The following is a 17,306-nucleotide window of genomic DNA, read 5'->3' on the forward strand; positions in this document are numbered from 1 at the left end:
GAGGCCGATGCCGCCGAAGAAGAGACACTGCAAGGACTGCCCGGAGGGCAGCAAACGGCCGGCTCCGTACCCGGGCCCCCGCTGCGCGACGTGCAGCCGGGCGGTGAAGAAGCGGCGTAAGGAGACGGCGCACGAGCTGGCCGTGCAGAACACCTACGGCCTGGCGCCCGGCGACTACGACAAGCTGTACCGCCTCCAGGGCGGGCGCTGCGCGATCTGCCGCCGCGCTACCGGGGCGACGCGCCGCCTCAGCGTCGACCACGACCACGCCAGCGGCGCGGTGCGCGGGCTGCTCTGCCGCCCCTGCAACTCGATGCTGGGCCACGCCCGCGATGACATCGAGTTCTTTCAGCGGGCCATCGCCTACCTGATCCTTCCGCCCGCATGCCGCCTGAAAGGCAGTGAGACGTGATTCCCCAGTTCGAGATAGGAGCGACCGGGGCGGGCTGCTTCTGGCTGTGCGTCCTGGTGTGGGCCTGGCTCCAGAAGGAGGGCCGCCGTGGCCGATAAATATCACTGCATCTCCTGCCACAAGAACGTGACTGCGACGACGGACAGGCACTACCGCAAGCATGACCGCGAGAAGGGGGCAGAGTGCTCGCGCTCGAAGCGCGATATCCCGGCGTGGCTGATCCGGCGGGGCCCCGAGACAGGACCGGAGGACGACCGGCCGGTGATCGGGCGTGACTACGCGCCGTGCCCCGCGTGCCCCGGCTCGCCCGTACTGGACGGCGCGACGGGCCGCTTCACCGACCACATGCGCGAGGGCGAGACGCCGACGTCGGCGCGCGTCCCTTGCCCCATGTCCGGCAAGCCGTACGAGAGCGGGGAAGAGGAATGCCCGACGGTGAAGGAGTCCCTCACATCGGACCAGAACCGGACTGCGCCTACTGCCCGCCTGGGCGGTGCGACGAATGCCCAGCCGACTGCCGACAGTGCGGCCCCCAACGAGTCCGAGGAGATGATCAGCAAGTGGGCAGAGGCAGCCGCAAGGGCGATCGAGAACCGGGAACTCCCTCCGCCCCCGCCCTCCCCGGAGTCGACGACTACGCCGAAGGGCTCGCCGCCGCGGCCGGACGCACCCGAGGTGCCGCCTTCGAGCCCCTCGGCTCCTGCGACGAGCCCAACTGGTGCGGACTCGCCGGATGGTGCTGGTGCCGCGGGGGCGAGCCAGCAGGGGAGACCGTGCCATATCGCGAAGGATCACGGGCCGCACCTGTGGATGCACGAGAGGCGGCGGGCGCAGTGCCCGGGGAAGACGACGACGAGCCCTGCTGCCTCAGTTCCCATGACGGGGTCTACGGAGAATGCGACCGCCTCGAAGCCGACCGGCGACGAGCCGTCGCCGCTGGGCGTCGCGGCGGTGACGAGGCTTTCCCGGAAGAGTGCCCCCATCCCGGACAGCACGCCTGCGGACAGTGCAGCCCCGGCACCTGCGGGTGTCCCGGTCGCGTCGTCGTCCGGTGCCCCCACGCCGACACCGGATGCGGCACCTTCGACGGATGCGACCCCGAAGACCCCAGCCGCTGCGCCGCCTTCGAGTAGCCCGTTCGTCCAGCCGGGCAGCCCGTTCAGCCAGCCGGGGAAGGCGCCCGCGGCAGAGCCTGCGGTGCCGATGACGGTGATGGCTGAACGGCTTGTGGCCAGGATGCGGGAGGTCTTCTACAGCTACGGCAACCGGAAGACCGACGACAACCGATCGGCACAGACGACGCTGGGTCCCAGCGAGATCGGCAGCCCCTGCGACAGGCGCCTTGCCATGTCGCTGCTGCGGATACCGCCGGTCAATCCCGGCATGGACGGCTGGGCCGCCTTCAAGGGCACGGCCATCCACAGAGAGCTGGCCGAGGTGTTCACGTGGGCGAGCGGCAATACAGGCCGCTTCGCTGTCGAGGTGCCGCTCACGTTCCCGAGCGACCTCGTGCCGCGCGGCACGACGGACCTGCTCGACCGCGTCCTGTTCATGGTTGATGACCACAAGATCCAGGGGAAGTGGTCACAGACCAAGCTGCGCACGGAAGGCATGACGCCCACGCAGCGAACGCAGCTGCACGTGTACGGATTCGGCGCGAGGCTGCAAGGCGAGCGCGTCGACTTCGTGGCGCTGCTCTCGTGGCCGATGGAGTCATCAACGCTGGACGACATGTACGCGGTCGTCGAGCCGTACGACCCGCAGATAGCGCGCGATGCGCTGGCGCGGGTGGACCGGATCGCGGACCGCATACAGGAGATCCAGGCGCCTGCCGCTGTCGCCGGAATTCAGGGGCCGTCCTTCCTTCAGCAGGTCAGACAATTCCCCATCGATCCCGAGTCGTGTCGCTTCTGTCCGTTCTACGCACCCGGCGACGCCCTAATGGAAAGGGGATGCAATGGCCGACAGTGACCCCGCCGTGCAGTGGTGGGAGAACGACCCGAGAAGTCCGGGGAATCTGGAACGCACCGATATCCAGCACTGGAGACTGGACGCCGTCTATCCGGAACTCACACACGCTATAGCGGTCGGATATTTTAGCCCCGACTGCGGCGATTACGCCCGCCCGATGTTCGAGGTGCTGCCCCAATAGGAGGTGACAGATATGGAACTCGACTACGAGAAGCTGCTCACCCCTTCCGAGGTGGCTGAGATCTTCCGCGTGGACACGAAGACGGTAGCCCGCTGGGCAGATGCGGGAAAGCTGACGTCGGTCCGCACGCTTGGCGGGCACCGCCGCTACCGCGACTCGGAGGTGCGGGCCGCGTACGAATCCGCACCGGGAAAGCAGGCCGCATGAGGCTGCTCCGCGCACTGGTGCACCGCCTCTTCCCGCGCCTGCACTGGTGGGCAGAGGCGGCGCGCGGTCCGCTGCGCTGGATATGCGCCGGCTGCGGCGCACGGACTTACGAACTCCCGTGAGGGCGGTGGTGATCCCATGACCCAGCTCAGCATCAACATCAACGACGACACTGAAGCAAAGCTTCCCTGGTACGCGGGACGTAAGGGGACCTCGGTCACCGAGACCGTTCGTCGCGCCGTTGCCCTGCTCGAACTTGTCGAGCGGGAAACCGCTGAAGGGGGAGAGGTTCTTCTGAAATCGAAGGACGGAAAGTCCGTACGCGAACTCTGGCTGGCCTGACTCGGCAGCCGTCCACATCTCACTCACCCGAAACGAAAGAAGGCCAAGTGACAACCCCTAACCCCTTCGCGCAGCCTGACAAGGGCGACCGGTTCACGCCGCGCGACCACCCCGAATGGCTGGGCAAGCTGTTCATCATCTACCCGGACAGCGTCAACCAGCATCAGGGCACTGACGACAAGGGCCAGCCGCAGATGTACGAGGCGGTCGAGGCCGATGTCGCGATTGTCGACCTGCCCAATCCCGAAACGGGGCAGCCGACGACGCTGACCAATGCACGCATCGCGGGCAAGGGCCTGGTCCCGCAGATCAGGAAGCACTGCGGTGGCGGCATGGTCTTGGGGCGCCTGTCCCAGTCGCCGCCGAACGGCCGGAACTCTGGCGCCTACTTCCTCGCGGAGTACACCGACGCCGACGTCCAATTGGCGACGCAGTACATCAACGCCCACCCGCGCAACGCCTTCACTCAGCCGACCGCGCAGCAGGCGCCTGCGCCCGCCCCGGCGCAGCAGCAGGCGTGGGGGCAGCAGCCGCAGAACGTGCCGGGCTACGGCGGTCCGCAGGCGCAGCCGCAGTACGCCTCGCAGCAGCTGCCGTACGACCCGTGGCAGGGCACGCCGGGGGCGGCAGCGCCGCAGCCTCAGGCGGCCCCGGCGGGCCCTCCGCCGGGGCAGTGGCAGCCCCCTGCCGCTTCGCCGCAGGCAGCCCCTGCCCAGACCGCCCCTGCCTCAGCATCTGCCGCCCTTGACCCGGCGCTGGTCGCGTTCCTCCAGTCGAAGGGCGTCAACCCCGAGGGGATGACACCCGAGCAGGCAACGATGATCGCGAACACTCTCCAGACGCAGGAGCGGCCGCCCTTCTAGTACCACCGCACCACCACGACGGACGCACCCGATGGGTCGCGTCCTTTTTTCATGTCCGGCACCGGGGGCCCGTCCAGATGCGGGCCCCTTCGTCATGCGGGCAGGGACGGGCATCCGACGCCTTCGCGTCCCGCCCCTGTCCGCTTGATGAAGCACCCACCCGCGAGAGGAATCACATGCTCAGCATGACCAAGAACGCAGGACCCGAGGCTCTGACCGGTATTGCGGTGCTGCAAGCCGGGGTCGCCTGGAAGACGTCGGGCGGCGGGCAGAAGGGGTGGCGCGGCAAGCTGAAGCGCGCTCAGGGCACCGACCTGGATCTCGCCTGTGTCGCTCTGTCCGAGGGCCGCGCGGTGCGTATGTGCTGGTTCGACAATGAGGACGCCTTCGACAACGGCTCTCTGGTCACCACCGGCGACAACACATCCGGCAAGGGCGACGGCGACGACGAAACGGTCATCGCCCGCCTGGACCAGGTGCCGCCCGGCATCGACGCCCTCGTGTTCATCGTGTCCGCCTACAAGGAGGGCGTGTCCTTCTCGAACGTCGAGGGGATCACGCTCAACGTCTACGACGGCGGCCCCGGCGGCAAGCTGCTCGGCCAGTACTGGCCGGACATCGACAGCCGCAACAACGCGTGCGTCATGGCGAAGGCGAGGCGGGGAGCGGACGGCTGGACGATCGAGGTCGTGAATGAGATGGGCAACGCCCGCTCCCGCGACGCCCTGCTTCAGCTCGCGAAGCAGTACGCGTGATGCGCCGCCTGCTCGTGGCGGCCTCGGCCGTCTGTGCGCTCGCCCTGACCGGCTGCGGTCCCAAGCCCGGCCCCGCCGGAACGGTCATCGACAAGGACCGCACCTACCAGTCGAAGCGGTGGAAGTACGAGCTGACAACCCGCGACAAGGCGGGCAAGGAACACGAGTTCCGGGTGTCCCGCAGCGACTACAAGGACTGCGTGCGCGGCGCCCGCTACCCGAAGTGCGCCAAGGACTGACCCATCCGAGGGGCTCCGGAAGCGGGGCCCCTCCTCGCGTGAACGGAGATGCGATGGATTCCGAAAAGGCGTACGCCGTTGTCGTCGTCGTGTTCGCCGTCGTCGGCAGCCTGGTCATGCTGGCGGTCGGGTTCGGCCTGGCCGTCTGGCTCTGGCAGCACGCCCTGTAGATGACAGAGAACCTGATCGCCCACGCAATTGCTGCGGTGCAGCGGGGCTGGCACGTATTCCCCTGCAATTCCGCCGGGACCCGCTGCCCCCAGTCCGGTGACGTCATCGACAAGCAGCCGCACCTGATCGTGCCGGACAAGCCGTACAAGATCCGGTGGGGGGAGTGGGCCACCACCGACCTGGACCGCGTGATCGAGGCCTGGACGTACGCGCCGTCCGCCAACGTCGCGATCGCCTGCGCACCTTCGGGGCTGCTGGTTGTCGACTGCGACATCTGCAAGGGACCCGGCCAGCTGGAGGGCACACCGTACGCGGCGCTGCACGAGAAGCTCGGTCCGCTGGTCGACGGCACCGACGTGCTGCGCCACCTGTGCGAGCTGTACGGCGGCGACTGGGACGACCTGATGGACACCTACCGGGTGCAGACCGGACGGCTGGGACTGCACCTGTACTTCCGGTGGCCGCCGGGCCTCACCGCGTCGCAGGCCTCGCCCGTCAAGGGCCTGGTCGACGTGCGCGGCAACGGCGGGGAGCGCGGCGGCTACGTGCTCGCGGCCGGCTCGCGCACCACGTCCGGCCCCTACATCGCGGAGAACGACGCGCCCGTGCGCGACGCCCCGCCCTGGCTGGTCGAGTTGTGCCGCGAGAAGCCCCGCCCCGCGCGAGCGCTGTTCGCGCAGCCGCGCAGGACGGGCAACCGGTCCGGGCTGATCGACATGGTGCGCAACGCGCCGCCCGGCAACCGGTCCAACGCCCTGTTCTACGCGGCCCGCTGCTACTGCTCCGACGGCGTCGCCATCGAGACGGCCATCGGCGAACTCGCGGAGGCGTACACCGGCCGCGGCGGACACCGCCAGGCGGCAGCGTCCGTCAGATCTGCCTATCGAAATCAATCACGCAAAGAAGGGCTCTGACCATGTGGGAATTCGTTCTGCTGCTGTTCGCCGTCATTTGTCTCGGACTGGCGGCGCTCAACGTCCCTGCCTCGCGCGTATCGCTCGGCTGGCTGGGGCTGTTCTTCTTCGTGCTCGTTCCGTTCATCCACGAACTGGAGAAGCTGCGATGAGCACGTCCACGAACGGCATCCTCGTCTACGGATACGACCTCGCCGGAGGCGACGCGGAATGGAAGGTACGCGAGGTCGGCGAGTACGGAGAGCTGAAGCTCGACTGGCTGGACGATGAGAACGATGACTTCTGGACGGCGGCAGAGAAGCGCCTGCTGGCCGCTGCCGGATTCACGGAGACCGACTACACGGCTGACGGCTACTTCAAACGCGAGCGTGAAGCGAAGGGCTGCACCGGAGTTGAGATCGAGTCGTACTGTTCCGGCGACTACCCGATGTATCTGCTCGCCGCGAAGGGCTCGGTCACGACGGCGTACCGGGGCGACTGCGAGCAGGTCGACTTCACCGTCAATCCCGAATGGGACGCCAAGCTGCGCGCCGCCCTGGAAGTCCTCGGCATGACGCCGACGCAGGAGCGGGCGCAGTGGCTGCTCTGCTCGTGCTGGGGGTAGCCGATGCCCCGCCCCGTCATCACGTGCGCCCACTGCGGCAAGGAGGCCGTGCACAAGGCGCGCGGCTGGTGCAAGAGCTGCTACCGCCGCTGGCTCTACTGCGGTAAGCCTCCGGACGGCCTGCCGCCCCGGCGCGTGATCCCGTGTGGCACGACGCGCGGATGGGAGAAGCACAAGCGCGACCGCACACCGCCCTGTCACGCCTGCCGTACGGCGCACAACAAGCAGGTGCGCGGGCACAGGAAGAAGACGGGCAAGGAGCGGTACTACAGCGAATGGACCGATGAGGCCGACTGGACCGGAGGGCAGCAGCGCGCCGCAGAGCGTGCCGAGAATGCATCAACAGGCCCGGACGATTACCGCCTCCTGCTCGAAGCGCTCGGACTCGCACAGTTCTCGGCACAGCAGGAGCGGGACAGCGCCTGACCCCACCTGCAAGCCGCACCACACCAGGGGTGTCGCAGCCTGGCGGATACCCGACACCGCTTGCGCCCGCTGAAGCGGCGGGCGTAGAGCGGAGCACATCAACCCGCGCACCCCGGCCAGCGATTGGCGTCGCCGACCGGGGCACTTGACCAGGAGAGCTGACCTCCATGGCCCGCAAGAAAGGTAGCGCCGCACCCCCTGCGGCGATCAAGAGTTCTGACAGGTTTCCCGTTTCCTCTTCTGACGCCTCGCGCGTCCTGACCCTGCTCGCCGTCATCGCGGCCGTAGCCACCATCGCCCTCACCGGCGGCGCCTTCTGGCTTTCGTACGAACACCTGCATGACGTCGCCGCGGCCCAGGGGCTTCAGCACTCGCCCGCCAGGGCGTGGGCATGGCCCGGCACCGTCGACATGTTCATCGTCGTCGGCGAGGTACTGATCCTGCGCGCCTCGCTGATGCGGCGCATCGACTGGTGGGCCATCGCGCTCGCCGTCGCCGGATCGCTCGGCTCCATCGCACTGAACGTCGCGGGCGTCGGCACCGGAGCCGAACCGATGGACTACGTGGTGGCCGCAGTGCCGCCCGTCGCCGCGCTGCTCGCCTTCGGCGCGCTCATGCGCCAAGTCCACGAAGCCATTGCGCGGCGCGTCGCAACGCCCGGCGTTGCAGTGCCACGCACCCCCGTTGCAGCCATCTGCGCGGCACCCCTGCGCCCCGTCTTCCGGTGGGCCGACGCGGTTCCTGCGGGGGTGCGGCTGCTGCCGCTCGTGGCGGCGGGCGCAACGCCCGTGGCGGTGCCGTCGCAGGGGCGTGGCGAGATGCTGACGACCAGTGAGGTCGCGGAGCGGCTGAACGTCAGCCCAAACACGGTCCGGTCCTACAAGCACCGCGGCACCCTGACCCCCGTTGCAGCCGACCCCGGGGGCGGGCACCTCTTCGACGCCCGGGATGTGGAGAAGCTGCGGGGTGCGCCGTGAGCATCCCCGACGGCGCCACGGGGACGGTCATCAACGGGACAGAGCAGAAGGTCACGTTCAAGAAGGTCGGAGCGGACGACAAACGGGAGACGTACGCGCTCGATCCTGATGCGCCGCCGATGCCCGTCGACACCCCGCAAGTCGCAGCCGACACGGGTACGTGGGCGGAGCAGCGCCGCGCTGACCTCACGGACGCGCCCGCGGTGCTGCCGACCTGGCTGCGCAGCGTGCGCGAGTTCGCCGTCAATATGCGCTGGACGCTGGCCTACTGCGTCCACTTCGGGGCGTTCCACCTGCTGCGCCTGCCGGTCTACCTGATCCGGCTGCTGCTGTGTGCCCCGCGCGGCACCGGGCGGCTCATCGTCCGGTGGGGCAAGTGGGTCGCGGACACCGAGGCGCGGCCGGTGACGGCCAGGGCCGCGGCGACAGCCGACATCGAGGCGTGGCTGGCCCTGTCGCGGGAGCACTCGCGCAGGGTGAGGCCGCGGCGCATCGCATCCCTGGCCCTCGCGGGCGCAGTGTTGCTGATCCTGTTTGTGGCCGCGCTGGCCGTGCCGCTGTGGTGCGGGGGCGCGGTGACCGCGGCCCTGGCTCTGGCCGGTGTGCATGGCCGACGCGGGGACAAGCCGATCGTCACCCGCTACCTGTCCATCCACCTCCAGCGTCCGCTGGACTCCGAGGAGCTGGCTCAGGCGATCGAGGCGATCGGCGTCAAGGGCACGCCGCGGTTCGTCGCGCCGATCGCGGTCGACGGCCCCGGATGGCTGGCGCAGGTGGACCTGCCCGGCGCGACGCTCGCGGAACTGCTGCTGGACAAGCGCAAGGAGCTGGCCGCCGCGATGCGGCGCCCGTTGCAGTGCGTCTGGCCGTCGGTGGGCTCCGAGCATCCGGGGCGCGCGAACATCTGGGTCGCGAAGAAGGACCCGCGCACGATTCTGCGGCCGTGGCCGCTGCTCGCCGGGGGCGCAGCGGACATGTACGGGGAGATCCCCTTCGGCGTCACGCCCAAGGGCGACCGTGAGCCGCTCGCCGTCATCGCGACCAACATGCTCATCGGCGGCGTCATGGGCTCCGGGAAGACGTCGGCGGTGTGCACGATCGCATGCGCCGGGGCGCTGGATCCCACCTGCGAGGAGTGGCTGTTCGAGCTGAAGGGCTCGGGTGACCTTGAGGGCCTCAGGCCCATCTGTCACCGCTACGTGCAGGGTGACGACGACGAGCACTGCGAGGCCGCGCTGGACGGGGGCTACGCCCTGGAGAGGGAGATGAAGCGGCGCAAGAAGACCGTCGCCGGTCTCCCCGTCGCGGATGTGCCGACCGGGCGCAAGGTGACCCGCAAGCTCTCGGACAAGTACCCGCACCTGCACCTGCACCCCATCCTCGCGATCTTCGACGAGGTGCACACGCTGTTCGAGCACCCCGTGTACGGCAAGGAGGCAGAGGCGGTCTTCGCCCGGCTGATCCGCAAGGCGCGGGCGTACGGCATCATCCTGGTGCTGACCACGCAGCGGCCCGACGCGAAGTCGATCCCCAAAAAGATCAGCGACAACGCGATCGTGCGCTTCTGCCTCGCGATCACCGGACACACCGCGAATGACCTGGTGCTGGGCACCGGCATGTACAAGCGGGGGATCCGCGCGAACATCTTCGAGCCCGCCGAAGGAGACGATCCGAAGGACTCCGGGACCGGGTGGCTCGCCCGCTCCGCGACCAACGCGAAGATCGTGCGGGCGTATTTCATCCCGCAGGCGGACGTGCGTGATGTCGGCCGGCGCGGCCTCGCCCTGCGGACCGCAGCCGGAACGCTGTCGGGCGAGGCCGCTGGCCAGCAGATCGAGAAGCCCGACCGCACGACCATCGCCGACCACGTCCACGCCATCTGGCCGGACGGCGCTGACGCGGTGCACAGCCACCGGCTGGTCGAGTCGCTCGCGCTGTATCTGCCGGAGCTGTACGGCTCGTGGATGGAGACAGAGAAGCCTGTCGCAGAGATGAGCCCGGACGAAGTACGCGACGTCCAGGCCGTCCGTTCCACGGCGCTGTCGGCCGCCCTCAAGGTGCACAAGATCCCGACTCGGCAGATCACCATCCGGGACTGCTGCGGGGGAGCGAAGGGCGTGCGCTACGCCGACCTCCCCGAGCCCAGGGGCGCCGACGAGGACGACGAAGACCCGGCTTCGGCAGGGGTCTGAGGTTTCACCGCGGCCCGAAACCGGTTTCGGGCCCGATATCGACGCGATCACTGGCGCGACCTGCGGAAGTTTCGGGTTTCGGCCCTGTGCCGCGCCACCTCATATGCCCTGCGTATCCACCGCGACGACACCCGATGAAAGGACCCCGCATGACCCGCGTGTACAGCAAAAGCCAGATGGCCCGCCGCGTCTGGCTCACCGGACGCATAGCCAAGCAGGCCATGGCCGACGACGAGTACGGCACCGAGGCCGACAGTTGCGTCGACCCGAAGCTGTTGCGCGAGATCGACCGCATCGACCGCCGCGCCGAAGAAGAGGCGGGCTACCAGCAGTACGCGGCCAAGCGGCAGCTCGAAGAAGCACGCGGCGCCGCCGCGGCGGCGAAGGTCCGCCTGAACGCCGCTGCCCCAAAAGACAAGCGCCAGGCCCGCATGGCCAAGAACGACGCGGAGGCGGCGCTGAAGCGGGCGCAGCGCGCCGCCCGCAAGGCGGGGCTCTGAGCGCCGACGGATTGTACCGCAAGTAGCCCTGGAGGGACGCCATGAATCTGATCAACCCTGACACCGGCAGCGAAGTCGAGACCGAAGAAGACGGCGACTTCACCGTCACCTTTCCGATGAGGCTCCCCGAGCCCGCTGACGAAACCGGCGACTGATGCACCCCCCGTTGCAGCCGTGGCACCAGTGTCACGCACCCCCGCCGCAGTACCTGGGCACCGACGCGAACGGCCAGCCTGTATACGGCAGCCCCCCGGCGCACCCTGCAACGCACCCCGTTGCGCCGTTGCAGCCGATCGTTGCGCGGCCGTGGGGCGCCTACCTCGGGGGCGGCTGCCTGGCCGTGATCGCGCTCGCGATCCTCGGCACCGTTGCGGTGTTCCTGATGCTCGGCCTCGCCGCCGTTGCAGTGTGCATCGGCCTCGCCGCAGTCGCGCTGACGATCTGCGTACTCGTGCTGCGCTCGATGTGGCGCGACTACCAACGAGAGAAGGGGCACTGACCCCGCCCGCACCCGCGCCCCGTTGCCACCGGCAGCGGGGCGCTTCGCATTCAGGGACCCGCCATGACCGTTCTCATCGTCACCACCTATCTGGCCGCCATGCTGGTCGCGGCCCGCATCCTGTACGGCCGTGCCCGGCGGCGCGGCATCGACGGGCTCGTGGCGCAGCGCACCTCTCACGACAACGGGCCCAGGCACAAGGATCCGGTCGCCGCCTGGACGCGGCAATGCCAGGTAGACGCCGTCCTTGAGGCGGCGCTCTTCGCCTTCGTCTGGCCGCTGGCCCTGACCGGATCCGCGGTGTGGAGCTTCGTCACTGCGAGCCCGCCGCCCTCCATGTACGAGATCAGGCAGGAGAAGGCGGCCGCGCTGGCCCGCATCGCAGAGCTGGAAGAACTGCTGGAGATCAAGCCGTGAACGACTATCCACACCGTGTCCGCCTCGTGCGCGGACACCTCACCCACCTTGCCCGCGCTTGGCGCAGCAGCTGCTCCGTCATGCAGCTCATCACCGCCTGCGGTCACACCTACGCCCTGCGCTCGATCGCCGACATGAGCGCCGAAGGACAGCTGTGCCACGGCTGCGAGAGCGCCGTCCGGCCCGGCCCCGAAGGAGCCAACCCGTGAAGAGACTGATCCACACCGTGCTGCACTTCTGGATCGAATGCCCGCTGTGCAGCGAACAGGTCAGCAGCGAGGCCGACCTCAGCGGCCCACCCGACAGGGCGGTGACGTCATGCCCTTCATGGCGCTGACGATCGCCGAACTGCGGCTGCGTGCGTCGCAGCTGCGCCTCAAAGCGGCAGCCCTCGACTACAAGATCCCCGGCGAGGGCGTAACCGCGCAGTCCCGCAGGTTCAGGCAGGCGGGGCGCTACGTCCAGCAGGCCGCCGACTTCGACGCGCTCGCGCAGATGGCTGAGGTGGATGAGTAGTGGACGACACGATGACCTGCCCCGGCTGCCAGTCGCACAGCTCCGACATCCTCAACGACTTCACGGACGGCGTGCCGTGCCGATACTGCGGGCTCTCCGCTGCGGCGGCCTTCGAGATCCAGGGGGTTCGCCAGTCCCGCGCCGACGACGCGCTGAAGGGACGCGTGGAAGAGCTGGTCAAGGAGGCGGACCAGTGGAGGCGGCGCGCAGAGCGGGCCGAGAACTTCGTCGTCGGTATCAGTGATGCCGTCGGCGACTTCGAGATCGGGCAACGTGGCGAAGGGTAAGCGCGAGACCGCCAACGAGATCAGCGGCGAGAAGGTCGCCAAGATCCGGACGGACATAGCGAGATGGTCAGCGGGCCTATGGGCGAGGGAAGTCGCGCCGGGGCCCGCTTGCGTATGCGGACTCGCCCGCGAAGGCGCACCCCAGAAGCAATGCCACCGGCACAGAGAGGAAACGGCATGACGATCAACACTGACCTGCTGCTCGCGATCCGCGAGCAGATCACCAGCCACCCCGAGGCGCACGACCAGCGGGAGTGGGGCGTACGCACCGAGTGCGGCACAACGCACTGCATCGCCGGATGGGCGGCAGTGCTCACCGGCGCCACCATCGACTGGCGCGGCAGCGAGGGGGGCCACCGGGTGTATCTCGTCGACGACGAGGATCCCGAGGTGTACGCGGCCGGCATGCTGGGTCTCGACCACGACGAAGCCCACTCCCTCTTCTACGAGAGGGACAACGCCGCCGCCCTGCGCCGCCTCGACATCCTGATCGAGAAGGGCAAGAACGCCGCATGAGCGCCATGCCACAGCAGCGCAAGCGCAAGCGGCGCCTGCCAGTCGCCCCGCCCGAACCAGCGCGCGCCGACTGGCGCCGCGTCTACTGCCCCGGGTGCGGGGAAGTCCAGCGCAACTACGGGCCGTGGTGCGCACTGCGCGACGGCGTCGTCATCCCGCACATGCACGCGGTCGTCCCCGACACGGCGGACCGCCGCCGCTGGGCAGAGAAGACGACAGAGGTCCGGTGCGATGGCGGGACCGTTGACCCGGTGAAGGACCGCGCCCCGTGAACGACACGTTCGAGCCCGTGACCCTGCCCCGCTACACGGCGACGCTCAGCGTCCAGCGGGGCGATGCGGAAGGCGAAGTGATCGTGCACGGCGTCGTCACCGGCCCCGCAGCCGCAGTCGCGCAGACATTCCACGCGCTGGCCGACGCGTTCGAGGAAGAGGTGCAGCGGTGAGCGGCACCGAACGGCGCGAGCGGTACGAGGCGGCGGTCAAGAGCGTGCTGCCCATGACATCCGGCATGGCGTGCAGCGTCATCGCCGACGCGGTGATGGAGATTGCGGATGCTGAGCTAGCGAGCGCGAACGGGCAGATCGAGGCACGGCGCATCGAACTGCTTTGGGTGAACGAGAGGCACGCTGCCGACCGAACCGCGACCCGCGCGGCAGCACTCCGCGAAGCCGTTGCCGAGCTGAAGCGAGATGCACTCGGAGTCATCCCCCGATTGCTTCGCATGGCCGACGAAGCACAGCACCCCACAACCCCCGACGAACAGGACCCTCATGCCTGAGCACAAGCAACGCAGGCGCCGCAAGGCGCTGATCGTCACCACTTCCGGGGCCGCCTTGATGGCGGCCCTTCTTCTTGCCCCCGGCGCGGAAGGCGCACCGTCGCCCAATGCCATGCCGAAGGGCGACCTGCCCGGGTGGCGGCAGGTGTGGGCCGAGAACTTCAACTCGGCTGTCACCACCCCGGTGAAGACCGGCTCGTTCAGCGGCTGCAACAACCACGCGGACACCCCGCGGGCGTACTGCTCGGGGCTGTCCGGCAAGTGGCGCGACACCCTGTGGGCCTACCCGTCCGGGTGGGAGGACACCGCGAAGTCCGGCGCCGACGGCAACACGGGTGCCCCGTTCGGCGGGACGTACGAGCCGCAGAAGACCGTCTCGATCGGCAAGGGATACGACGGCACCGGCACGCTGAAGGTCTCCATGTACCGGCCGGCGAGCGGCGGCGACAACGTGGTCGGCACCGTCGTGCCGCGCCGCTGCATGGACCTGCGCGACGGAAGGTACAGCGCACGCATCAAGGTCGCCCGCGCCGACCCCGGGTTCAAATCGGCGTGGCTCCGCTACGAGGGCAGCAGCGCAGAGCTGGACTACCCCGAGGTCGACGACTACCGGGGCACCAACGTGGCTGCGTTCAGCCACGGCAGCGGCAGCGAGTGGAACGTCCAGACCCGCGCGTACATGACCACGGCGCACACCTATACGTGGGAGCGGCGCGGCAGCACCGTCACCGTCTACCTGGACGGCAAGAAGCTGCGCACCGGCGGCACGTCGCTGACCACGTCGTCGTGGATCTGGCAGAACGAGTCGCGGATCGAACGGGACCGCAGCCGCACCGGCGGCGGCTACGCGGCGCCCGGCGCGAAGGCGACGCTCGAAGTCAGCTGGGCTACCTGCTACGTGAGGAAGTGACCATGAGGTTCTCCATCACCGTGCGCCCCGCCATCCACGACCTGTTCAGCTGGGATTGGCAGGTGCGCCCCCTCGAAGACGGCCAGCCGTCTATTCACGGCGTCGCCTCGGACCGGGATGAAGCCAAGCGAGCCGCAGAAAAGCAGGCCGACCGCATCGTCCAGCGGGACCGGGAAGTCGAGACCTACACGTACACCGCAGGCGAGGGCGGCACCTCATGACCGACCGAGAGGACCGCCTCGCCCGCTATCTCGCCGCCAGGCACCGCGACCAGACCACCGGTTCACCGGCTGCCCGCATGGAGCTGGCCGCCGCGGCGCGCGAGCTGGAAGAGCACGGCGAGGACATCCCGGAGGCGATGCCGTCGTGACTTTCCCCGAGCACAACGCCACCGCCGACACCCGCGCCCTGGTCTTGGAGATGTTCAAGGGCAACGTGCCGTGCATCGTCTCCATGGGTGACCCGCCGTGTCACCGGACGGCTGTGTGCGTCGCCTACTTCCGGCACCTGCCCACCGGGGACTGCGACGGACAGCCGCCCGCGCCACTGTGCCCCGAGCACCGGCGGAATCTGGAACTGAGCCTGCAACCCTTCTGGCGGGCCTGGCTCAACGCTGACCCGATCCTGTGCGACGCATGCGGCGAAGAGATCACAGTCGACCGAATCGAGGCGATCACGTGACCAGTCCTTGGGCGCACGTCGATGACGTCGTTGCATGGCTGGACGAAGCCGCAAAGGGGCAGGGCGACCAGAGCGCGCTGCGGCTGCTGAAAATCGGCGAGGAGTACGGGGAGGCGACGCAGGCGTACATCGGCGTCGTCGGCCAGAACCCGCGCAAGGGCTTCACGCACGTCCCCCAGGACGTGGCGGAAGAACTGTGCGACGTGATCCTCGCCGCGATGGTGGCGCTGCACGGCTTCACCATCACCGACCCGCAGGACTTCTTCGAGGCGTACGTGCGCGGCCGCGCCCAGCGGCTCGCCGCACTGACGGAAAGGACGGAGTCATGAAGTCCCGCACCCACGCAACGGCCTGTGACTACGGTCTGGCCGGGCCAGGCGGCCCCGCGCCCTGCATCTGCGGCGTGAGCGCCGCGCAGCTGAGCGCGGATCAGCTGATCAGGACGGTGGCGCTGGAGGCGGCGGTCGGCCTCGACATGGAGATCTCGCCGTCCGAAGTCCTCAACATCGCCCGCCGCTTCGAGACCTACATCAGGGATGAGGCCAAATGACCGGAGCCTGGATCCTCACCGGATACCTGGTCCTGCTGTTCCTGGCGCTCGTCGTGAGGGACGTGCGGGCCGCCTGGAGCCGCAGGCCTTCCGGGAGGCGGGACACATGAGCAGTCCCTTCACCCGCCCGGACGCCCCCGCGCAGCCGCCTGGGGGCGCCCGCCGTTTTACGGCCGAACTCGCCACCCGATGTGCGTGCGGCAACCACATCGAGCCCGGTGACAAGGCGGGCTTGATCGATGACGAACCCGTCGCCTCGTGCGGCGACTGCTGTGACGAAGCGGAGGACAACGACCATGCCTGAACGCCTGGCCGACCGGACTGTGTTCGGGCCCGACTACATCCCGCGCCTGGCAGCGCTATGGGATACCGGCCACACGTGCCTGGGCTGCGGACACCACATACGCCAGGGCGAGCTGTACGGATCGATCAGCGGCTTCGCCCACTGCGGGCCCTGCTGCGACGCAGCGGAGAAGAGGGGGTACCGGTCATGAGCGACCGGATCATGCCGTGCCCGGTGAAGGCGTGCGGCTACGAAGAGTGGGTCTCGCCCGACGACGAAGACGGCAGCTTCTCCGAGCTGTGGCGTCACGTCATGCGCAGGCACCGGATCACCGGTGACGCCGGATCTGTGCTCATGGCGACGGTGGAGGTGGAGGAGCGGTGATCCGACTCTTTGCGCGGCTCCTTGCCGGACCGGTGCCCGTCTGCCCGTTCTGCGGCCGCGTCCAATGCATCTGCCCGTGACCGAGTGGCTGGCTCTCGCGGCGTCGCCCGTTATCGGCGGCGCCGCCGGCTACACCGTCTCCGCGCTGCGCGCCACGGGCAGGCGCCGCGGACAGCACCGCCGCCTGTTCCAGAAGGCGCCGCGGCCCGGCCCGCACAAAGTAGTGCCGGTCAAAGATCCGAACACCGACGACGCCCCCACCGAAAAGATTCCCGTCCCCGGTGGGGGCGCCCGCATCCCCGAGGGAGAGCAGTGATAACCGTACCCATCAACCTCGAACACATCCTGGACGACCACCGCGTGCACGAGTTGGACGCCTCGTACCTGCACTACGACTGCGACGACCCGTACGCGGTGATGCTCGACATCGGCGAAACGGGCACAGACCAGCGCATCGAATGGACCCTCGCCCGCGACACGCTCGCCGACGGCATCACCACCCCCGCGGGCGCGGGCCGCGGCGACGTCACTGTCTGGCCGTGCGAGGGCGGCATCCACATCCAGTTGTGCAGCCCCGAAGGGGAAGCGCATCTGCACGCGGACGCCGGGCAGATCGAGGCGTTCCTCACCCAGTCCTACGCGATGGTGCCGCTCGGCTGCGAGCTGGACGGCATCGACGTCGGTGCCGAACTCAACAAGATCTTCGGAAAGGCAGCCTGATGAGATTCG

The 17,306-nt window shown here is 68.9% G+C and carries 34 protein-coding genes; all 34 read left to right on the forward strand.

Going from position 1 to position 17,306, the window contains the following annotated elements:
• Window positions 1-103 precede the first annotated feature (103 nt).
• The 34 genes from IG54_RS0103640 (at window position 104) to IG54_RS0103825 (ending at window position 17,297) form a co-directional block, all read left to right on the forward strand.
• Entirely contained in the window at window positions 104-412 is a 309-nt protein-coding gene (locus tag IG54_RS0103640) for an endonuclease VII domain-containing protein (protein ID WP_234335952.1), read from the forward strand.
• An 87-nt stretch (window positions 413-499) separates the two neighbouring features.
• Window positions 500-2,383, forward strand: a complete 1,884-nt coding sequence (locus IG54_RS41825) for a hypothetical protein (RefSeq protein ID WP_158708788.1) — start codon at window positions 500-502, stop codon at window positions 2,381-2,383.
• Between the two features lie 193 nt (window positions 2,384-2,576).
• Window positions 2,577-2,771, forward strand: a complete 195-nt coding sequence (locus IG54_RS0103660) for a BldC family transcriptional regulator (RefSeq protein ID WP_030777210.1) — start codon at window positions 2,577-2,579, stop codon at window positions 2,769-2,771.
• Window positions 2,772-2,909: 138 nt separating this feature from the next.
• Entirely contained in the window at window positions 2,910-3,113 is a 204-nt protein-coding gene (locus IG54_RS0103665) for a hypothetical protein (protein ID WP_030777212.1), read from the forward strand.
• A gap of 47 nt (window positions 3,114-3,160) precedes the next feature.
• Window positions 3,161-3,976 (forward strand): hypothetical protein, encoded by an 816-nt coding sequence (locus IG54_RS0103670; protein ID WP_030777214.1) that lies wholly within the window; start codon window positions 3,161-3,163, stop codon window positions 3,974-3,976.
• Between the two features lie 185 nt (window positions 3,977-4,161).
• On the forward strand, window positions 4,162-4,731 hold the full coding sequence (locus tag IG54_RS0103675) for a TerD family protein (RefSeq protein WP_158708789.1): 570 nt from the start codon (window positions 4,162-4,164) through the stop codon (window positions 4,729-4,731).
• A complete protein-coding gene (locus IG54_RS0103680; RefSeq protein ID WP_030777219.1) occupies window positions 4,731-4,970 on the forward strand; it encodes a hypothetical protein in 240 nt (79 codons plus the stop codon). Before IG54_RS0103675 ends, IG54_RS0103680 begins: the two co-directional genes overlap by 1 nt.
• Window positions 4,971-5,140: 170 nt before the next feature.
• Entirely contained in the window at window positions 5,141-6,055 is a 915-nt protein-coding gene (locus tag IG54_RS0103690) for a bifunctional DNA primase/polymerase (RefSeq protein WP_078593673.1), read from the forward strand.
• 2 nt (window positions 6,056-6,057) lie between these two features.
• The gene (locus IG54_RS41830; protein ID WP_158708790.1) at window positions 6,058-6,207 is read left to right on the forward strand and encodes a hypothetical protein; all 150 of its coding nucleotides are present in this window, start codon (window positions 6,058-6,060) and stop codon (window positions 6,205-6,207) included.
• The gene (locus IG54_RS0103700) at window positions 6,204-6,659 is read left to right on the forward strand and encodes a hypothetical protein (protein WP_030777225.1); all 456 of its coding nucleotides are present in this window, start codon (window positions 6,204-6,206) and stop codon (window positions 6,657-6,659) included. Before IG54_RS41830 ends, IG54_RS0103700 begins: the two co-directional genes overlap by 4 nt.
• A 3-nt stretch (window positions 6,660-6,662) precedes the next feature.
• Window positions 6,663-7,085, forward strand: coding sequence for a hypothetical protein (locus IG54_RS0103705; protein WP_030777226.1), 423 nt, complete (start codon window positions 6,663-6,665; stop codon window positions 7,083-7,085).
• 167 nt (window positions 7,086-7,252) lie between these two features.
• Window positions 7,253-8,062, forward strand: a complete 810-nt coding sequence (locus IG54_RS0103710; RefSeq protein ID WP_051819241.1) for a DUF2637 domain-containing protein — start codon at window positions 7,253-7,255, stop codon at window positions 8,060-8,062.
• Window positions 8,059-10,254 (forward strand): FtsK/SpoIIIE domain-containing protein, encoded by a 2,196-nt coding sequence (locus IG54_RS0103715; protein ID WP_051819242.1) that lies wholly within the window; start codon window positions 8,059-8,061, stop codon window positions 10,252-10,254. The genes IG54_RS0103710 and IG54_RS0103715 overlap by 4 nt, the downstream gene beginning before the upstream one ends.
• A gap of 149 nt (window positions 10,255-10,403) precedes the next feature.
• Window positions 10,404-10,754, forward strand: a complete 351-nt coding sequence (locus IG54_RS0103720) for a hypothetical protein (RefSeq protein ID WP_030777231.1) — start codon at window positions 10,404-10,406, stop codon at window positions 10,752-10,754.
• 283 nt (window positions 10,755-11,037) lie between these two features.
• Window positions 11,038-11,253 carry a hypothetical protein gene (locus tag IG54_RS41835; RefSeq protein ID WP_158708791.1) on the forward strand — a complete coding sequence of 72 codons (216 nt, stop codon included), beginning with the start codon at window positions 11,038-11,040 and terminating at the stop codon, window positions 11,251-11,253.
• A gap of 63 nt (window positions 11,254-11,316) precedes the next feature.
• Window positions 11,317-11,670, forward strand: a complete 354-nt coding sequence (locus tag IG54_RS0103735) for a hypothetical protein (RefSeq protein ID WP_030777236.1) — start codon at window positions 11,317-11,319, stop codon at window positions 11,668-11,670.
• The gene (locus IG54_RS0103740; RefSeq protein ID WP_030777238.1) at window positions 11,667-11,879 is read left to right on the forward strand and encodes a hypothetical protein; all 213 of its coding nucleotides are present in this window, start codon (window positions 11,667-11,669) and stop codon (window positions 11,877-11,879) included. Before IG54_RS0103735 ends, IG54_RS0103740 begins: the two co-directional genes overlap by 4 nt.
• A complete protein-coding gene (locus tag IG54_RS43430; protein WP_267883631.1) occupies window positions 11,876-12,007 on the forward strand; it encodes a hypothetical protein in 132 nt (43 codons plus the stop codon). Before IG54_RS0103740 ends, IG54_RS43430 begins: the two co-directional genes overlap by 4 nt.
• Window positions 11,989-12,186, forward strand: coding sequence for a hypothetical protein (locus IG54_RS0103745; protein ID WP_030777241.1), 198 nt, complete (start codon window positions 11,989-11,991; stop codon window positions 12,184-12,186). Before IG54_RS43430 ends, IG54_RS0103745 begins: the two co-directional genes overlap by 19 nt.
• On the forward strand, window positions 12,186-12,473 hold the full coding sequence (locus IG54_RS0103750) for a hypothetical protein (protein ID WP_030777243.1): 288 nt from the start codon (window positions 12,186-12,188) through the stop codon (window positions 12,471-12,473). Before IG54_RS0103745 ends, IG54_RS0103750 begins: the two co-directional genes overlap by 1 nt.
• Window positions 12,474-12,650: 177 nt before the next feature.
• The gene (locus IG54_RS0103755) at window positions 12,651-12,989 is read left to right on the forward strand and encodes a hypothetical protein (protein ID WP_051819243.1); all 339 of its coding nucleotides are present in this window, start codon (window positions 12,651-12,653) and stop codon (window positions 12,987-12,989) included.
• Window positions 12,986-13,261, forward strand: a complete 276-nt coding sequence (locus tag IG54_RS0103760; RefSeq protein WP_158708792.1) for a hypothetical protein — start codon at window positions 12,986-12,988, stop codon at window positions 13,259-13,261. Before IG54_RS0103755 ends, IG54_RS0103760 begins: the two co-directional genes overlap by 4 nt.
• Window positions 13,258-13,434: a hypothetical protein gene (locus IG54_RS41840; protein WP_158708793.1), complete on the forward strand. Its 177-nt coding sequence runs from the start codon at window positions 13,258-13,260 to the stop codon at window positions 13,432-13,434. Before IG54_RS0103760 ends, IG54_RS41840 begins: the two co-directional genes overlap by 4 nt.
• On the forward strand, window positions 13,431-13,769 hold the full coding sequence (locus tag IG54_RS0103770) for a hypothetical protein (protein ID WP_030777248.1): 339 nt from the start codon (window positions 13,431-13,433) through the stop codon (window positions 13,767-13,769). Before IG54_RS41840 ends, IG54_RS0103770 begins: the two co-directional genes overlap by 4 nt.
• A complete protein-coding gene (locus tag IG54_RS0103775; RefSeq protein WP_051819244.1) occupies window positions 13,762-14,679 on the forward strand; it encodes a hypothetical protein in 918 nt (305 codons plus the stop codon). The genes IG54_RS0103770 and IG54_RS0103775 overlap by 8 nt, the downstream gene beginning before the upstream one ends.
• A gap of 2 nt (window positions 14,680-14,681) precedes the next feature.
• On the forward strand, window positions 14,682-14,900 hold the full coding sequence (locus tag IG54_RS0103780; RefSeq protein ID WP_030777253.1) for a hypothetical protein: 219 nt from the start codon (window positions 14,682-14,684) through the stop codon (window positions 14,898-14,900).
• Window positions 14,897-15,049 (forward strand): hypothetical protein, encoded by a 153-nt coding sequence (locus IG54_RS41845; protein ID WP_158708794.1) that lies wholly within the window; start codon window positions 14,897-14,899, stop codon window positions 15,047-15,049. The genes IG54_RS0103780 and IG54_RS41845 overlap by 4 nt, the downstream gene beginning before the upstream one ends.
• A complete protein-coding gene (locus IG54_RS0103790; RefSeq protein WP_030777255.1) occupies window positions 15,046-15,360 on the forward strand; it encodes a hypothetical protein in 315 nt (104 codons plus the stop codon). Before IG54_RS41845 ends, IG54_RS0103790 begins: the two co-directional genes overlap by 4 nt.
• The gene (locus IG54_RS0103795) at window positions 15,357-15,689 is read left to right on the forward strand and encodes a MazG-like family protein (protein ID WP_030777256.1); all 333 of its coding nucleotides are present in this window, start codon (window positions 15,357-15,359) and stop codon (window positions 15,687-15,689) included. Before IG54_RS0103790 ends, IG54_RS0103795 begins: the two co-directional genes overlap by 4 nt.
• Window positions 15,686-15,910: a hypothetical protein gene (locus tag IG54_RS0103800; RefSeq protein ID WP_030777259.1), complete on the forward strand. Its 225-nt coding sequence runs from the start codon at window positions 15,686-15,688 to the stop codon at window positions 15,908-15,910. The genes IG54_RS0103795 and IG54_RS0103800 overlap by 4 nt, the downstream gene beginning before the upstream one ends.
• 106 nt (window positions 15,911-16,016) lie before the next feature.
• A complete protein-coding gene (locus IG54_RS0103810) occupies window positions 16,017-16,214 on the forward strand; it encodes a hypothetical protein (protein ID WP_030777262.1) in 198 nt (65 codons plus the stop codon).
• A gap of 186 nt (window positions 16,215-16,400) precedes the next feature.
• Complete coding sequence (locus tag IG54_RS41850; protein ID WP_158708795.1) at window positions 16,401-16,577, forward strand: hypothetical protein; 177 nt, start codon at window positions 16,401-16,403, stop codon at window positions 16,575-16,577.
• Between the two features lie 76 nt (window positions 16,578-16,653).
• Complete coding sequence (locus IG54_RS0103820; protein WP_158708796.1) at window positions 16,654-16,893, forward strand: hypothetical protein; 240 nt, start codon at window positions 16,654-16,656, stop codon at window positions 16,891-16,893.
• Complete coding sequence (locus tag IG54_RS0103825; RefSeq protein WP_051819245.1) at window positions 16,890-17,297, forward strand: SsgA family sporulation/cell division regulator; 408 nt, start codon at window positions 16,890-16,892, stop codon at window positions 17,295-17,297. The genes IG54_RS0103820 and IG54_RS0103825 overlap by 4 nt, the downstream gene beginning before the upstream one ends.
• The last annotated feature ends 9 nt before the right edge of the window (window positions 17,298-17,306 follow it).

It is taken from the genome of Streptomyces sp. NRRL S-920, assembly GCF_000717945.1.
In the GTDB taxonomy this organism is placed as follows: domain Bacteria; phylum Actinomycetota; class Actinomycetes; order Streptomycetales; family Streptomycetaceae; genus Streptomyces; species Streptomyces alboniger.

Bases quoted from the DNA above. Each gene is read 5' to 3' on its own strand.
- IG54_RS0103660 (WP_030777210.1), top strand. From the start codon at position 2,577: ATGGAACTCGACTACGAGAAGCTGCTCACCCCTTCCGAGGTGGCTGAG.
- IG54_RS0103665 (WP_030777212.1), top strand. From the start codon at position 2,910: ATGACCCAGCTCAGCATCAACATCAACGACGACACTGAAGCAAAGCTT.
- IG54_RS0103675 (WP_158708789.1), top strand. From the start codon at position 4,162: ATGACCAAGAACGCAGGACCCGAGGCTCTGACCGGTATTGCGGTGCTG.
- IG54_RS0103680 (WP_030777219.1), top strand. From the start codon at position 4,731: ATGCGCCGCCTGCTCGTGGCGGCCTCGGCCGTCTGTGCGCTCGCCCTG.
- IG54_RS0103690 (WP_078593673.1), top strand. From the start codon at position 5,141: ATGACAGAGAACCTGATCGCCCACGCAATTGCTGCGGTGCAGCGGGGC.
- IG54_RS41830 (WP_158708790.1), top strand. From the start codon at position 6,058: ATGTGGGAATTCGTTCTGCTGCTGTTCGCCGTCATTTGTCTCGGACTG.
- IG54_RS0103700 (WP_030777225.1), top strand. From the start codon at position 6,204: ATGAGCACGTCCACGAACGGCATCCTCGTCTACGGATACGACCTCGCC.
- IG54_RS0103705 (WP_030777226.1), top strand. From the start codon at position 6,663: ATGCCCCGCCCCGTCATCACGTGCGCCCACTGCGGCAAGGAGGCCGTG.
- IG54_RS0103710 (WP_051819241.1), top strand. From the start codon at position 7,253: ATGGCCCGCAAGAAAGGTAGCGCCGCACCCCCTGCGGCGATCAAGAGT.
- IG54_RS0103720 (WP_030777231.1), top strand. From the start codon at position 10,404: ATGACCCGCGTGTACAGCAAAAGCCAGATGGCCCGCCGCGTCTGGCTC.
- IG54_RS0103735 (WP_030777236.1), top strand. From the start codon at position 11,317: ATGACCGTTCTCATCGTCACCACCTATCTGGCCGCCATGCTGGTCGCG.
- IG54_RS0103745 (WP_030777241.1), top strand. From the start codon at position 11,989: ATGCCCTTCATGGCGCTGACGATCGCCGAACTGCGGCTGCGTGCGTCG.
- IG54_RS0103755 (WP_051819243.1), top strand. From the start codon at position 12,651: ATGACGATCAACACTGACCTGCTGCTCGCGATCCGCGAGCAGATCACC.
- IG54_RS0103760 (WP_158708792.1), top strand. From the start codon at position 12,986: ATGAGCGCCATGCCACAGCAGCGCAAGCGCAAGCGGCGCCTGCCAGTC.
- IG54_RS0103775 (WP_051819244.1), top strand. From the start codon at position 13,762: ATGCCTGAGCACAAGCAACGCAGGCGCCGCAAGGCGCTGATCGTCACC.
- IG54_RS0103780 (WP_030777253.1), top strand. From the start codon at position 14,682: ATGAGGTTCTCCATCACCGTGCGCCCCGCCATCCACGACCTGTTCAGC.
- IG54_RS41845 (WP_158708794.1), top strand. From the start codon at position 14,897: ATGACCGACCGAGAGGACCGCCTCGCCCGCTATCTCGCCGCCAGGCAC.
- IG54_RS0103800 (WP_030777259.1), top strand. From the start codon at position 15,686: ATGAAGTCCCGCACCCACGCAACGGCCTGTGACTACGGTCTGGCCGGG.
- IG54_RS0103810 (WP_030777262.1), top strand. From the start codon at position 16,017: ATGAGCAGTCCCTTCACCCGCCCGGACGCCCCCGCGCAGCCGCCTGGG.
- IG54_RS41850 (WP_158708795.1), top strand. From the start codon at position 16,401: ATGAGCGACCGGATCATGCCGTGCCCGGTGAAGGCGTGCGGCTACGAA.